The 13,498-nt window shown below is 66.5% G+C and carries 15 protein-coding genes; 9 read left to right on the top strand and 6 right to left on the bottom strand.

Annotated elements, in window-relative coordinates:
- Positions 1–2: 2 nt before the first annotated feature.
- Positions 3–1,118, top strand: a complete 1,116-nt coding sequence (locus tag ACW17Z_RS14925) for a Rieske 2Fe-2S domain-containing protein (protein WP_492056570.1) — start codon at positions 3–5, stop codon at positions 1,116–1,118.
- Positions 1,043–1,624 carry a CPBP family glutamic-type intramembrane protease gene (locus ACW17Z_RS14920; protein WP_492056569.1) on the top strand — a complete coding sequence of 194 codons (582 nt, stop codon included), beginning with the start codon at positions 1,043–1,045 and terminating at the stop codon, positions 1,622–1,624. The genes ACW17Z_RS14925 and ACW17Z_RS14920 overlap by 76 nt, the downstream gene beginning before the upstream one ends.
- 96 nt (positions 1,625–1,720) lie before the next feature.
- On the opposite strand, the gene ACW17Z_RS14915 is transcribed toward ACW17Z_RS14920, so the two are convergent.
- Entirely contained in the window at positions 1,721–2,293 is a 573-nt protein-coding gene (locus ACW17Z_RS14915) for an SH3 domain-containing protein (protein WP_492056568.1), read from the bottom strand.
- Between the two features lie 216 nt (positions 2,294–2,509).
- On the opposite strand from ACW17Z_RS14915, the gene ACW17Z_RS14910 reads away from it, so the two are divergent.
- Positions 2,510–3,367, top strand: a complete 858-nt coding sequence (locus ACW17Z_RS14910) for a hypothetical protein (protein WP_492056567.1) — start codon at positions 2,510–2,512, stop codon at positions 3,365–3,367.
- Positions 3,368–4,227: 860 nt separating this feature from the next.
- Here ACW17Z_RS14910 and ACW17Z_RS14905 read toward each other — a convergent pair.
- Complete coding sequence (locus ACW17Z_RS14905) at positions 4,228–4,854, bottom strand: glutathione S-transferase family protein (protein ID WP_492056566.1); 627 nt, start codon at positions 4,852–4,854, stop codon at positions 4,228–4,230.
- A 105-nt stretch (positions 4,855–4,959) separates the two neighbouring features.
- Here ACW17Z_RS14905 and ACW17Z_RS14900 point away from each other — a divergent pair, with 105 nt between their 5' ends.
- Both ACW17Z_RS14900 and ACW17Z_RS14895 read left to right on the top strand, forming a co-directional pair.
- Positions 4,960–6,651, top strand: coding sequence for an acyl-CoA dehydrogenase family protein (locus tag ACW17Z_RS14900; protein WP_492056565.1), 1,692 nt, complete (start codon positions 4,960–4,962; stop codon positions 6,649–6,651).
- 104 nt (positions 6,652–6,755) lie between these two features.
- Positions 6,756–8,366 (top strand): serine hydrolase, encoded by a 1,611-nt coding sequence (locus tag ACW17Z_RS14895; protein ID WP_492056564.1) that lies wholly within the window; start codon positions 6,756–6,758, stop codon positions 8,364–8,366.
- A 10-nt stretch (positions 8,367–8,376) separates the two neighbouring features.
- Here the strand turns inward: ACW17Z_RS14895 and ACW17Z_RS14890 are convergent, their stop codons facing one another.
- The 3 genes from ACW17Z_RS14890 to ACW17Z_RS14880 all read right to left on the bottom strand — a co-directional run bounded on the left by ACW17Z_RS14890 (position 8,377) and on the right by ACW17Z_RS14880 (position 9,927).
- Positions 8,377–8,985 (bottom strand): TetR/AcrR family transcriptional regulator, encoded by a 609-nt coding sequence (locus tag ACW17Z_RS14890; protein ID WP_492056563.1) that lies wholly within the window; start codon positions 8,983–8,985, stop codon positions 8,377–8,379.
- 73 nt (positions 8,986–9,058) lie between these two features.
- On the bottom strand, positions 9,059–9,706 hold the full coding sequence (locus ACW17Z_RS14885; protein ID WP_492056562.1) for a TetR family transcriptional regulator: 648 nt from the start codon (positions 9,704–9,706) through the stop codon (positions 9,059–9,061).
- Positions 9,703–9,927: a CC0731 family SpdR-regulated protein gene (locus ACW17Z_RS14880; RefSeq protein ID WP_419318484.1), complete on the bottom strand. Its 225-nt coding sequence runs from the start codon at positions 9,925–9,927 to the stop codon at positions 9,703–9,705. Before ACW17Z_RS14880 ends, ACW17Z_RS14885 begins: the two co-directional genes overlap by 4 nt.
- Positions 9,928–10,238: 311 nt before the next feature.
- On the opposite strand from ACW17Z_RS14880, the gene ACW17Z_RS14875 reads away from it, so the two are divergent.
- Both ACW17Z_RS14875 and ACW17Z_RS14870 read left to right on the top strand, forming a co-directional pair.
- Complete coding sequence (locus ACW17Z_RS14875; protein ID WP_419318486.1) at positions 10,239–10,436, top strand: twin transmembrane helix small protein; 198 nt, start codon at positions 10,239–10,241, stop codon at positions 10,434–10,436.
- A 26-nt stretch (positions 10,437–10,462) separates the two neighbouring features.
- Positions 10,463–11,041 carry a cob(I)yrinic acid a,c-diamide adenosyltransferase gene (locus tag ACW17Z_RS14870; protein ID WP_492056561.1) on the top strand — a complete coding sequence of 193 codons (579 nt, stop codon included), beginning with the start codon at positions 10,463–10,465 and terminating at the stop codon, positions 11,039–11,041.
- Between the two features lie 4 nt (positions 11,042–11,045).
- On the opposite strand, the gene ACW17Z_RS14865 is transcribed toward ACW17Z_RS14870, so the two are convergent.
- On the bottom strand, positions 11,046–11,306 hold the full coding sequence (locus tag ACW17Z_RS14865) for a hypothetical protein (RefSeq protein WP_492056560.1): 261 nt from the start codon (positions 11,304–11,306) through the stop codon (positions 11,046–11,048).
- A gap of 234 nt (positions 11,307–11,540) precedes the next feature.
- On the opposite strand from ACW17Z_RS14865, the gene ACW17Z_RS14860 reads away from it, so the two are divergent.
- Together ACW17Z_RS14860 and ACW17Z_RS14855 are read left to right on the top strand one after the other, a co-directional pair.
- A complete protein-coding gene (locus ACW17Z_RS14860) occupies positions 11,541–12,287 on the top strand; it encodes an electron transfer flavoprotein subunit beta/FixA family protein (RefSeq protein WP_419318492.1) in 747 nt (248 codons plus the stop codon).
- Complete coding sequence (locus tag ACW17Z_RS14855) at positions 12,288–13,229, top strand: electron transfer flavoprotein subunit alpha/FixB family protein (protein WP_492056559.1); 942 nt, start codon at positions 12,288–12,290, stop codon at positions 13,227–13,229.
- Positions 13,230–13,498 lie beyond the last annotated feature (269 nt).

Here is a 13,498-nt window from a genome sequence, read left to right as displayed (position 1 = left end):
CCATGCCCGACGACGCTTCGCCCGCCCCCCAGTCCGCCCCAAAGTCCGCTCCCGCCGCCAAGTTCGGCGAGGGCTTCGTCATGGACGCCTGGTACGTGGCCGCCCTGTCGCCCGACCTCAAGGCGGGCAAGATGGAGCATCGCGAACTGCTGGGCGAGCCGGTGCTGCTGGGCCGCACCAAGGCCGGCGCCGCCTATGCCATCCGCGACATCTGCCCGCACCGGGCCGCAGCCCTGTCGGCCGGCAAGGTCAGGACCGAGGCCGACGGCGGCGAGAGCATCGAGTGCCCCTATCACGGCTGGCGGTTCGGCACGGACGGCGCCTGCACGGCGATCCCCTCGCTCACCGCCGACAGCGACCTGGACATCAGCAAGGTGCGGGTGCGCCGCTATCCGGTCGTGGAGCAGCAGGGCCTGGTCTGGATCTGGATGTCATCGGACGCCCGCTTCGACGGCGAGCCGCCCGAGGCCCCTCCGGTCATTCCGGGCGTGGTGGGCGGCAAGCCCAAGCTGGTCGACGCCCTAGACTACGACATCCATATCGACCACGCGGTGCTGGGCCTGATCGACCCGGCCCACGGCCCCTATGTGCATCAGCAGTGGTGGTGGCGCACCACCGCCAGCCAGCACGAGAAGAAGAAGCGCTTCGCCCCGTCCGAGGCCGGCTTCACCATGGTGCGGCACGAGCCGTCCAAGAACTCCAAGGCCTACGCCATCCTGGGCGGCGAGCCCCTGACCGAGATCACCTTCCGCCTGCCCGGCCTGCGCTGGGAGCATGTGACGGTGGGCAAGAAACAGGTGCTGGCCCTGTCGGCGATGACGCCGATCAATGCCAACAAGACCCGCATGAACCAGATCATGTGGTCCGATCACTGGGCCTTCACGGCGCTCTATCCGATCATCCGCATCGCGGCCCGGGCCTTCCTGCGCCAGGACGGCTATATCGTCGGCGTCCAGAGCCAGGGCCTGCAGTCCAACCCGCCGCTGATGTGGGTGGGCGACGCCGACCAGCAGGCCCGCTGGTACCAGCAGTGCAAGCGCGAGTGGCAGGCCAGCCGCGCCGAGGGCCGGGCCTTCGTCAATCCCGTCAAGGACACCGTGCTGCGCTGGCGGACCTGATCGCCAGACTGGGCCGGCGGCTGGGACGCAGCCTGGTCACCCTGCCCTCGGCCAGCGGCTGGCTGCTCTGCGCCGCCGTCTGCGCGGCCACCCTGCCGGTGATGGCCGCCATCGGCTTTTCCACCGGCCTCTATCACCTGACCCCCGCCCAGCCGGATCTGGCGCTGCGGATGCTGACGGTCTTCTTCGTTCCGGCCCTGGGTGAGGAAATCGTCTTTCGGGGCCTGCTGACGCCGGGTCGCGACGAGTCGCCAAGGCCCGCGCTGCTGATCGCGATCTCGACCAGCCTCTACACCCTCTGGCACGTGGCCGAGGCGCTGACCTTCCTGCCCGGCGCCGCGGGCGTGTTCCTGCGGCCCGACTTCCTGCTGTGCTGCGCGGTGCTGGGTCTGGCGTGCGCGATCCTGCGCTATCGGACGGGCTCGCTGTGGCCGGCGGTGCTGCTGCACTGGGCGCTGGTGGTGGCCTGGCAGACCTGGTGGGGCGGGGTCAGCGCCCTGGGCTGAGCCAGTCAAAGTAAAGCCCGCCTGGTCGGGGGGACCAGACGGGCTCGTGCATGGAGCGCGGTGAGGGACGGAAGCCGCGCTCCAGACCTCTATGACTTAAGCGCGATAGACGTAGGCGCTGGAGACGTAGCCCACGCCGACGCCGTCCTGGCCGACCAGGATCCACTTGCCGTCATCGGTGCGACCCAGGGCCTGGAAGGTCTGGCCGGCGGCGACACCGCCCACCTTGGCGCCGCGGGTCGAGGCCGAGGCGCGCAGGTTCAGGTTGGACCGGGCGACATACTTGCCCTTGATCTCGGTCACCGGCTGGGCCTGGACCGAGTTGGCGAAGCGCACGCCGTCATACTTGTAGGCGCCGCCGACAGCCTGACGGGCGTCCTTCTTCTGCATCTTGCAGCCGACATAGGAACCGGCGCCCGCGCCGACCACGGCGCCGATGGCGGTGCCCGTGCCCCGGTCATTCTTGGCCAGGTTGCTACCGGCCACGGCGCCCAGCAGAGCGCCGATAACCGCGCCGCCTTCCTGCTTCTGGCCCGAGGCGTTGCAGCCGACGACGCCGCCCAGGCGCTGCTCGACGGCGAAGGCCGACGGAGCCGAAACCAGGGTCAGGGCGCTGGCCGAGGCGGCCAGGGTCAGGGCGATGGTCTTGAAGGTCTTGAGGCTGGTCATGTCGATAGTCCTTGTCCCGATGGAATGTGTCCGGGGTCATCAACCCCGTGAGACAGACCATGACAGGGTGAAGCTGAACGGCGTCGGCGACCGCTCTGACAGAGTTCGTTCATGTTGAAAAAACATCGGCACGCACAACCCCACGAGGTGTCGCCTTGCTGGCCCAACGGTTCTGGCTAGGGTGCGCCCCGCCATTTCAGTCGCCCCGGGGCCCCCATGTCGTTCCAGTCCAGATCCGTGACGCTTGCGCTCAGCCTGGCCGTCCTTGCCGCCCTGTCGGGTTGTGACAAGCTGCCCGGCGCCGCCAAGTCGCCGGCCGAAGCGGCCAAGCCTGTCGCACCGGCGACGTCCGCCGCCGCGCCGGAGCCGGAGCTGCCGCAGTTCGACCTGTACGCCGCACGTGACGCGGGGCGCGTCGGCGAGGCCAAGTTGCTGAAGGAACTGGGCCAGCCGGACGCGCGCAAGGGTCCGACCCTGACGCTGCAGCACAACGGCCAGCCCGGCCTGACCGTGACCGACGACGAGGAAACCTACGAGCTGTTGACGAATGTCATTCAGGTGCCGACAGCCATGGGCGTGCAGACCGTCTACGAAGTCACCACGGACTATTTCGCTTCGCCCGACGGGCCCTTCGTCACCTACTATGACAAGCGAGGCGTCAAGATCGAGTCTGCCGACGGCGGCATCTGGCGGGGCGCCGTGCTCGCCATTTCGGTGCAGGACGAGATCTTGGAGGCGGATGACGACGGCCGCGCCCGCACCGAGCTGCGCGACTGGTCGACAAAGCCGCACCGCAAATTTGAGTTCAAGTCGCGCTGTATGACCATGGAATGGATCAGCGATACCGAGATCAAGGGTTACTGCCTGCGTCCGGCCAGCGACGAGGCCAATCCGGGCATGGAGCTGCCAACCGGCGGCGAACAGACCGAGGCGGTCTTCACGCGCGTTGGACCCAACGCCTGGCGGGTGCGGGAACTGAGCGCGCCCAAGGCCAAGCTGCGCGACTTGCCGGATAACCCGACCACCGCCTATGACGAAACCGTCAAGGGCGTGGCCTATACCGGGAACCAGTAGTCGCGAAGGGAACGGGGCGCGCTCCCAAGTCCTCTCCCTGAAGGGGAGGCGATCACGAAGTGATCGGAGGGGGTAGTGCTGCTGGCTCGGCGGGGTCTTCCCCCACCGACCTCCGGCCGCCTCCCCCTTCAGGGGGAGGACTTTAGGGCGCGCGCGGGGATAGAGGGCGCTCAATCCCCATTCTTTCCCGAACAAACCCCAGCCCAATCAACCGCTTGTAAAATAGTTGATCGCGCCAATCAGACGCGCTCAAACCCGCTGCATAATCACAGCTGTCCCTGTCGCAGGGGGAGGCGCCTGGATCCGGCCCAACAGCGGCGATGGGGATGGAGCTGAGCGGGGCCGCGCGGTCACGCGGCGAGGACGAAGGTGGTCTGTTCGTTGGATAGATCCGGGACCACCGGAAGGCTCGTCGGAGGAACAGCGCGGAGCAACAGGGCGAGGGATCGTAAACCCGCCTATCGCGCATCGTCGGGGGTCGAGACGGTTAGCCGATTGACCTTGGTGCGCGCCCGTACGGGGACTCTTGGGTATCAGAGCTGAAAGACGCTCGCTTGGCCCAATCCTCACGCAAGAACAGCTTCTGCGAAGCGGACAGGTCGAGCCGAAACGCAAACAACACATCACGGTCATCCGGGTTCGCCCCGGCCGCTTCGCGCCTCCCCATCTAACTCAGCGAGTGATCGCGTGAGCCTACGAGCCCGTGTCCGCCAGACTTGCCCCCTACGGGTCGCTTCGCGACCGTCTTCCCCCGGAGGGGGAAGATGAAACGCGCCGACCTCATCTTCCCCCTACGGGGGAGGACGACCTGCGCAGCAGGTCAGGAGGGGGCAAGTGGCCAGTAGAGCGGACCGGCGCCCTTAAGCCCCCAGCGCGTAAGGACCGCTCTTGTCCAGGGCGGTCTTCCAGGCCGGGCGGGCGTGCATGCGCTCGATCCAGGCGGCCATGTGCGGATATTCCGGCAGCTTGCCCATGGCCTTGGCGACCTCGGGCACGAAGCTCATCTGGATATCGGCGCCGGTCAGACTGTCGCCGACGAAGAACTGACGGCCGGCCAGGCTGTCATTGACGAAGGCCAGATGGTTGGAAATCTCGGACTGGATGCGCGGCTGCAAAGGAGCGCCGCCTTCGCCCAGGCGGCCGACATACATGTTGAGCATCAGGGGCAGCATGGCCGAGCCCTCGGCATAGTGCAGCCACTGCTGATAGCGGTCATAGTCGGCGCTGGCCGGATCGGGGGCCAGACGGCCTTCACCGTGACGGCGGATGGCATAGTCGATGATCGCGCCGGACTCGATCACGGTCAGGTCGCCATCCACGATCACCGGCGACTTGCCCAGCGGATGCACGTCGGTCAGCGACGACGGGGCCAGGCGGGTCTTGGCGTCGCGGGTGTGAAACACGATCTCATAGGGAACGCTCAACTCCTCCAGCAGCCACAGGATGCGCTGCGACCGGGACTCATTGAGGTGGTGGACTTTCAGCATGTTTCTTCCCCGTTTTGCGGCTCTATGCTGCGCTGCGGCATTGCTCGCAGGTGCGAAAAGCGCCAGAGTGAAAGAAAACAACTGTTTGGCACAGGGGAGCAAGTCATGACCGCAACGGTCGCTCAAGATAACAGCTCGATCATTCTCCCCGGCCTGACGGGCCTGCTGCGCGAGGCTGCCACGGCGGCCCAGGCCTTTGTCGACAAGGTCCACCCGATCGTGAAGGCCCGGATCGCCGGGCCGGACGGCAAGGTCGATCGCAAGCTGGCCGATCTGGAACAGCACGTGGTTCACGGCTTTGGCTGGTACGCCGCCTATGCCGAGCTGCTCAACCAGGTGGCCGGCTGGGCCGAGCGCCTGGAGGCCAGCGGCCGCTTTACCGAGATCGAGACGCTACTGGCCCAGCTGCTGTTCGCCGAATACGCCACCCAGATGGTCGGCGGCATCGCCATGAACCAGGGCGAGATGATCCGCCCCGTCGACATCACCGATGATCGCGGCGTGATGAACCTGCTGTTCGCCCCGGCCCTGGTGACCCTGATGACCAAGGGTGGCGGCCAGGCTGTGAAGACCGCGATCGCCAAGCGTCTGGCCGAGGCGCGCGGCCGTCCCACGCTGGAAAATACCGGCCTGGACGAAACCTTCGAGATGATCCGCGACCAGTTCCACGCCTTCGCCGAGGAGAAGGTCACGCCCTTCGCCCACGAATGGCACCTGAAGGATGAACTGATCCCGCTCGAGCTGGTGCAGGAACTGGGCGATCTGGGCGTGTTCGGCCTGACCATCCCCGAGGAATATGGCGGCAGCGGCATGGGCAAGACCGCCATGTGCGTGGTCTCCGAAGAGCTGTCGCGCGCCTGGATCGGCGTCGGATCCCTGGCCACCCGCTCGGAGATCGCCGGCGAGCTGATCCTGACCGGCGGCACCGAGGCCCAGAAGCAGTACTGGCTGCCGCGCATCGCCAGCGCCGAGATCCTGCCCACCGCCGTCTTCACCGAGCCCAATACCGGCTCGGACCTCGGGGCCCTGCGCACCCGGGCGGCGCTGGACGGCGACAGCTATGTCGTCACCGGCGCCAAGACCTGGATCACCCATGCGGCCCGCGCTGATGTGATGACCCTGCTGGTTCGCACCGATCCGGCGACCACCGACTATCGCGGCCTGTCGATGCTGCTGGCCCCCAAGCCGCGCGGCGTCGACGGCGACGACTTCCCCGCCCCCGGCATGAGCGGCGGCGAGATCGGCGTGATCGGCTATCGCGGCATGAAGGAATATGAGCTGGCCTTCGACGGCTTTACCGTGCCGGCCGAAAACCTGCTGGGCGGGGTCGAGGGCCAGGGCTTCAAGCAGCTGATGGCGACCTTCGAAAGCGCCCGCATCCAGACGGCCGCCCGCGCCGTGGGCGTGGCCCAGTCGGCGCTGGAGGTGGGCCTGTCCTACGCGATGGACCGCAAGCAGTTTGGCCAGGCGATCTTCGAGTTCCCCCGCGTCGCCAACAAGCTGGCGATGATGGCGGCCGAGATCATGGGCGTGCGCCAGCTGACCTATTTCGCCGCCGCCCAGAAGGACGAGGACAAGCGCTGCGACATTGAGGCCGGCATGGCCAAGCTGATCGCCGCCCGCGTAGCCTGGGCCGCCGCCGACAACGCCCTGCAGATCCACGGCGGCAACGGCTTCGCCACCGAATACGTCATCAGCCGCGTGCTGGCCGACGCCCGAATCCTCAACATCTTCGAGGGCGCCGGCGAGATCCAGGCCCAGGTCATCGCAAGGCGGCTGCTGGACGGCGGGAACTGATCCGCACCGCTCATTCCCGCGATAGCCGGGATGAGCGGTCGTTCATGCCCCTTGTCGGCCCGGCGGGCATCAGCTTAGCCTGCGCCGGCACCCAAGGACGCATCATGATCGCCACGACCCGCCGCGCCGCCCTGCTTTCCGCCTTGGCCACCGGCGGGCTCGCCGCGTTCGGGACCTCCGCCAAGGCCCGGGAAACCGGCTCGGTCGCCACGGCGGTCGACCAGTACGCCCGGCAGGTCATGGCCGCCTTCCCCGACCAGCCGGGCCTGGGCGTCGCCGTGGTCGAGAACGGCCAGATCACCCTGGCCAAGGGCTATGGCGTCCGGCGTCTGGGCGCTCCGGCCCGGTGCGACGAGAACACCCTCTTCGGCATCGCCTCCAACACCAAGGCCATGACGGCGGCGGCCCTGGCCATGCTGGTCGAGGACGGCAAGGTCGAGTGGGACGCGCCGGTCACCCGCTACCTGCCTGACTTCGCGATGAGCGACCCGGTGGTCACCAAGCTGATGACCGTGCGCGACCTGCTGGTCCACCGCAGCGGCCTGACGCTCGGGGCCGGCGACCTGATGATCTGGCCCGCCCCGACCCATACCCGGGCCGAGATCGTGGCGGGGCTCAAATACCTGCCGATCGGCAGCCCGTTCCGGGGCGGCTACGCCTATGACAACGTGCTCTATGTTGCGGCCGGCGAGGTGGTGGCCGCCGTCACGGGCAAGCCGTGGGAAGACTTCATCAAGACCCGGATTCTCGATCCCCTGGGCATGACCGACACGGTGACCACCCCAGCCCAGGTCGACAGGACCCGCCGGGCCGAGCCCCACTGCCGCCTGGGTCCCCCGGTGCGGGGCATGGGCCCGCAGACGGTCCTGCCCTTCGACGACAGCTTCGCCTCGGCCGCCGCTGCGGGTGGGGTCAATACGACGCCGGCCGACATCGGCAAGTGGATGCAGGTGCAGTTGGCCCTGGGCGCCTTGCCCGACGGCAAGCGCCTGTGGAGCGAGGCCACCGCCCGCGAAATGTGGAAGCCCCAGACCATCACGTCCTCGTCCGATGGCCCGACGGCGGAAAACCCCGTGCGGCCCTCGATGCAGGCCTATGCCCTGGGCTGGTTCGTGCAGGACCATCGCGGCGAGCGGCTGCTGTGGCACACCGGCGGCCTAGCGGGCTTCATCTCCTATACCGGCCTGCTGCCCGGCCGGAAGTCGGGCATCATGGTGATGACCAACGCCGAGGAAAACCCGGTCCTGCGCGCACTGCGCTACGGCGGCCCTGACCGCCTGCAGGGCCGCAGCGACTTCGACTGGATCGCCTCCAGCAAGCGCGTTCAGGCCGAGGCCGACGCCCAGACCGCCAAGGACGCCGCCGACGCCGCCACGCCCAAGGGCGGCGGCAAGCCGCCCAGCCTGCCGCTCGACGCCTATGTCGGGGTCTATCGCGACCCCTGGTACGGCACGGTCACGATCGGGAAAGCCAAAGGCAAAAAGGCGAAAGGCCTGACGGTGTCGTTCGACAAGACCCCGGCCCTGCAAGGCAGGCTGGACCTGTTCGACGGCGAGACCTTCAAGACGGTCTTCGACGACCGCACCCAGGAGGACGCCTTCATCACCTTCGACGTCGAGAACGGCGCGGTGAAGTCAGCCCTGGCCAGGGCGGTCTCGCCGCTGGCCGACTTCTCGTTCGACTATCAGGACCTGCGGCTGACGCGGCAGCCTTGACCGGTCAACCTCAACGCGGTCGCCAGCCCTCGACGATGACCTGAATCTGGCGGTCCATCGTGGCCGACATCAGGGACGCATCAGCCGCGCTGGCATCAGCGGCCGCCAGTCGATAGTTCCAGGCATAGGCGGCCCGAAGGATCTCGATGGCCAGTACCTGATCGAGATCGGCGCGGATTTCGCCTCGTCGCACACCCTCTTCGAGGATGTCGTGCAACATCCCGGTCAGACGCTGATTGCGACCATAGGGCGTGACGCCGGGGTCAATGCTGGGATTATAGGCGGCGGCGATGTGGGCCAGGAACAGCTTCACCCGCCGGGTTTCGAACTCGTAGTGAATGGCGAAGACCGAGCATAGCCTGTCCATCGCCGAGCCCCGCAGGTAGGGGATCACCCGGTCGAACTGCGCATACAGCTCGTCCAGCCGCCCCTCCATCACGTGGCTGAGCACCTCGGCCTTCGAAACAAAGGTCGTGAAGACGCTGCCGACCGAGACCCCCGCCCGCTCCGCAATGGCGCGGATGGTCGTTTCCTCGTAACCGACATCGTTGAACAGGTCGCGAGCGGCCTCCAGGACCTTCTCGCGCGTCGCCTGTTTCTGGTCGTCCCTTACGCCCAAGCCCGTCCCCCTCGAACACGCCAGCGTCTAATTATGATCAAGGACGCCCCGCCCCAACGGGGCGCCCTCAAAATCAGGCGCGAGCGCCCGCAAAAATGACTTTCAGTTGATCTGAAAGCCGCGCGAGCAACGCTTCCACCGTCCAGCCATCAAAGACGGCGCGACGATAATTGGCGACATACACGTCCCAAGTCATTTCAGCCAAGAGCTTTGCATCGATGCCGCTCTTCAGCTGACCTTGATCGATGCCGCGCTGTGTGACTTCGCCGATCAGGCGGAAGATGTGTTTGAGATCCGCACGAGCGCGGCGCTCGGCGGCCTCGTTGCGGGTCCACGACACGGCGATACTGGCGCGCAGCAGCGGCAGCTGGTCGACATGGAAGCTGTAGGCGACGCCGAACAGCCCCAGCAGGGCCTCATCGACGGTGGCGGCGGCACGGGCCGCCTGAACCATCTGGGCGTAGATCACTTCGTAGTCGGCGGTCAGGATTTCGTCGAACAGCTCGGTCTTGTCGGCGAAGCTGGCGAACACTGCGCCGGTCGACATCCCCGCAGCCTGGGCGATGTCACGGATGGTCGCGCCTTCATAGCCCCGCTCGCTGAACAGACGGCGGGCGGCCGACAGAACGCGTTCGCGCGTACGCTGCTTGGCCAGGGCCCGGCGGGTCAGCTTGACGGGAGAGTCGGTGGCCGACTCGATGTTGACGGATACAAAGCTCATGCGGCGGCCTCCAGTCGAGCGAGGGCCGCCTCGGCGCGCTTCTCAAACTCTGTGCAATAGTCATCGACAACGTTCTGAAGAACGTCGGCGTAGCGGCGCGCCAGTTGGCGGCCATCCTGCGCAGCGTCGCGCAGGTCGGTGATCAGTTGGCGGACTTCCGCCATGGCGTCTTCGCGTTCGGACGCGGAGAACGCGGCGACGGCTACAGAGGCCTTTGCCATTCTGTTTTCTCCTGCCTCCCCGCTGGGGATGAGCGCTGAACGATCTGCGGTGAGGAGATGATCATGTTCAACGAACGCATACTGGAAAAATTGAAGCGGGGGGCTTAACGCCCCAGCCGTGGGATGGCAACCGCTAGGTAGAACTAAAATCACCGAACATCGGCTGGATTTCTATGTATGCTACCGATGTCACTTTACCAGTGCGACAAATGCACTCAACGAACCCGTTCGGCGAATTCACTCATCGGACACCGTTTCGCCAACGCAAAGCTCAGTGGCCAAACGGCTGCCAAACGCCTATCCTCAGGCCCATGGACAGACTCTTCGACTTCCTCGTTCCAGCCGCGCTGCTGGCGGTGCTTCTGGCGCTCAGCGGGGGGCTCTATGCACTCTTCCGGGGCGGTGACTTTGGCCGCACCAATTCCAACAAGCTGATGCGGCTTCGCGTTGTGCTGCAGTTCGTAGCGATCATCGTGCTGGTGGCCGCATATTGGTGGCGCACGCGCTAAAACACGATAACGGCGGTCTGCGACCCATGGTCTCGCTCAACAGGATCTACACCCGCACAGGGGATGGCGGCTTAACGCGCCTGGCCACGGGAGAGCCTGTCAGCAAGGCTTCGCTGAGGGTCGAGGCCTATGGCGGCGTCGATGAGACCAACGCCTTCCTGGGCGTGGCGCGACAACACACCGCAGGCGATCCAGAACTCGACGCCATGCTGGAGCGCATTCAGAACGATCTTTTCGACCTGGGCGCAGACTTGGCCACGCCTGAGCAGCACGAAAAGCCCGCCTGGGAGCCCCTGCGAATCGTCGAGAGCCAGGTCGAGCGGCTGGAACAGGAGATCGACCGTCTGAACGGCGAGCTCTCAGCCCTGACTTCGTTCGTGCTGCCCGCCGGGTCGCCGGCCTCGGCCGCCCTGCATGTGGCGCGGACGGTCTGCCGTCGGGCCGAGCGTGTGGTGGTGCAGCTGTCGGAAACCGAGGGCGAGGTCGTCGGGCAGCCGGCGCTGAAATATATCAACCGCCTGTCGGACCTGCTGTTCGTCGCGGCCCGCTGGGCCAATGACAAGGGCGCGGCCGACGTGCTGTGGAAGCCTGGCGCGACCCGCTAGGCTCTTATTTCTTCCCGGGCGCGGCCGGGGTCGCGGGAGCGGGTCGCTCGTTGTTGATCGGCGGCACATTGGCCGGACGGCGCGTCAGGGTCTCGATCGAATAGATCGTGCCGCACTTGAGCCAGCGCCCGGCCCAGGCCCCGCCCCGCGCCTCGCAGCGGTCCTTGGGCCAGACCCAGAGATAGTGGTAGCCCAAAACGCCGACGCTGCTGGCCAGGAACAGGCCAACGAAGAGGATTTTCAGGCGTTCGATCGTACGGTTCATGGCCCGGCTGTTTAGTGGTCGACCGCAAAGCTGACCAGTCCTTTCCTTTACGGGGCCTTTCGCACCGATGGCGCAACGGTGAGCGGACGCCTGCGGCCAAGTATCGTACAGTTGTTTGAACCCTGCGCACGGCAATGCTTTACGCTTACGCGAAGGGAAACTTGCGTTGCGGTGCAAAACGGGTAATTCCCTCGCCAACGCTAGAGAAAACGCAGCCTGGAGGCGTGAAACCCGATGAAGGTCCTGGTCCCGGTTAAACGGGTTATCGATTACAACGTGAAGGTCCGCGTAAAGGCCGATCAAACGGGCGTCGATCTGGCGAACGTCAAGATGTCGATGAATCCCTTCTGCGAGATCGCGGTCGAAGAAGCCGTGCGCCTCAAGGAAAAGGGCGTGGCGACCGAAATCGTCATCGTCAGCATCGGCCCGGCTCAAGCCCAGGAAACCATCCGCACGGCCCTGGCCATGGGCGGCGATCGCGGCATCCTGATCACCACCGACGCTGATCCCGAGCCCCTGGCCGTGGCCAAGCTGCTGGCCGCCGTGATCGGCGAAGAGCAACCCGGCCTGGTCCTGATGGGCAAGCAGGCGATCGACGGCGACAACAACGCCGTGGGCCAGATGCTGTCGGCCGTGCTGGGCTGGCCGCAAGCCACCTATGCCTCGGCCCTCGAGGTTTCGGGCTCCACCGCCAAGGTCACCCGCGAAGTCGACGGCGGCCTGCAGGTGCTGGACGTCGATCTGCCGGCCGTGATCACCGCTGACCTGCGCCTCAACGAGCCGCGCTATGCCAGCCTGCCCAACATCATGAAGGCCAAGAAGAAGGAGATCGTCAGCAAGACGGTCGCCGACTACGGCGTCGACATCACGCCGCGCCTCACGGTCCTCAAGGTCGCCGAGCCCGCCAAGCGCTCGGCCGGCATCAAGGTCGAAACCGCCGCCGACCTGGTGGCCAAGCTCAATCTCGCGGGAGTGCTCTAGATGGCTGTTCTCGTCGTCGCCGATAACGACAACGCGCACCTGCGCGATGGCACCCACAAGACCGTCACCGCCGCCCTGAAGCTGTCGGGCGACGTGGACGTTCTGGTGATGGGCCACAACGCCAAGGCCGTGGCCGACATGGCCGCCAAGATCAGCGGTGTCCGCAAGGTCCTGCTGGCCGACAGCGCCGCCCTGGGTCACAGCGTGGCCGAGGCGCAAGCCGACGCCGTGCTGGCCCTGGCCGGCAATTATGACGCGATCCTGGTTCCGGCCACCTCGGGCGGCAAGAACTTCGCGCCGCGCGTCGCCGCCAAGCTGGACGTCGCCCCGATCAGCGAGATCGTGGAAGTCATCTCGGCCGACACCTTCGTGCGCCCGATCTATGCCGGCAACGCCCTCGAAACCGTCCAGTCCTCGGACGCCAAGAAGGTGATCACCGTGCGTCCCACCGCCTTTGCGGCGGCGGAAGAAGGCGGTTCGGCCCCGGTCGAGAACGCCTCCGGCGCGGAAGCCGACAAGACCCGCTTCGTCAGCGAAGAGATGGTCAAGTCCGATCGCCCCGAACTGGCCGCGGCCAAGATCGTCGTCTCCGGCGGTCGGGCCATGGGTTCGGCCGAAGAGTTCCAGCGGGTCATCGAGCCCCTGGCCGACAAGCTGGGCGCCGCCGTGGGCGCCTCGCGCGCTGCAGTCGATGCGGGCTACGCCCCCAACGACTATCAGGTCGGTCAAACCGGCAAGGTCGTGGCTCCGGCACTGTATGTCGCCATCGGCATCTCGGGCGCCATCCAGCACCTGGCCGGCATGAAGGACAGCAAGATCATCGTCGCCATCAACAAGGACGCCGACGCCCCGATCTTCCAGGTCGCCGATTTCGGCCTGGTCGCCGACTACAAGACCGCCGTGCCCGAACTGATGGACGCCCTGGCCGCCGCCGGAAAGTAGGCTTCGGCTCACAAGACCCTGGAAAGGCCCGGAGGCGACTCCGGGCCTTTTTGTTTGGGCGCAGCCTGGACGTGCAGCTTGGGGCACGGACACGGTTTCACAGCCTCGCGCGGAAAACCGCCGTGGGGGTGGAAAGGGTCGCGGAGCGTCCGGACGACGTCCGGATGAGAAATAGAAAATACCGTTTCGACGAAGCCGAGCGCTCCGCGTGGTCGTTATCCGTCAGCGTCCCAGCGGGTGGCCCAGTTGGGGCCTTACCGGGACCCGGA

This window comes from Caulobacter sp. GSs2 (assembly GCF_058680895.1).
The sequence above is the reverse complement of the archived record's forward strand: the minus strand, read 5'-3'. Positions and strand labels throughout refer to the sequence as shown.

Bases quoted from the DNA above. Each gene is read 5' to 3' on its own strand.
- ACW17Z_RS14905 (WP_492056566.1), bottom strand. From the start codon at position 4,854: ATGCTGAAAGTCCACCACCTCAATGAGTCCCGGTCGCAGCGCATCCTG.
- ACW17Z_RS14900 (WP_492056565.1), top strand. From the start codon at position 4,960: ATGACCGCAACGGTCGCTCAAGATAACAGCTCGATCATTCTCCCCGGC.
- ACW17Z_RS14855 (WP_492056559.1), top strand. From the start codon at position 12,288: ATGGCTGTTCTCGTCGTCGCCGATAACGACAACGCGCACCTGCGCGAT.
- ACW17Z_RS14860 (WP_419318492.1), top strand. From the start codon at position 11,541: ATGAAGGTCCTGGTCCCGGTTAAACGGGTTATCGATTACAACGTGAAG.
- ACW17Z_RS14865 (WP_492056560.1), bottom strand. From the start codon at position 11,306: ATGAACCGTACGATCGAACGCCTGAAAATCCTCTTCGTTGGCCTGTTC.
- ACW17Z_RS14915 (WP_492056568.1), bottom strand. From the start codon at position 2,293: ATGACCAGCCTCAAGACCTTCAAGACCATCGCCCTGACCCTGGCCGCC.
- ACW17Z_RS14895 (WP_492056564.1), top strand. From the start codon at position 6,756: ATGATCGCCACGACCCGCCGCGCCGCCCTGCTTTCCGCCTTGGCCACC.
- ACW17Z_RS14925 (WP_492056570.1), top strand. From the start codon at position 3: ATGCCCGACGACGCTTCGCCCGCCCCCCAGTCCGCCCCAAAGTCCGCT.
- ACW17Z_RS14885 (WP_492056562.1), bottom strand. From the start codon at position 9,706: ATGAGCTTTGTATCCGTCAACATCGAGTCGGCCACCGACTCTCCCGTC.
- ACW17Z_RS14910 (WP_492056567.1), top strand. From the start codon at position 2,510: ATGTCGTTCCAGTCCAGATCCGTGACGCTTGCGCTCAGCCTGGCCGTC.
- ACW17Z_RS14875 (WP_419318486.1), top strand. From the start codon at position 10,239: ATGGACAGACTCTTCGACTTCCTCGTTCCAGCCGCGCTGCTGGCGGTG.
- ACW17Z_RS14870 (WP_492056561.1), top strand. From the start codon at position 10,463: ATGGTCTCGCTCAACAGGATCTACACCCGCACAGGGGATGGCGGCTTA.
- ACW17Z_RS14880 (WP_419318484.1), bottom strand. From the start codon at position 9,927: ATGGCAAAGGCCTCTGTAGCCGTCGCCGCGTTCTCCGCGTCCGAACGC.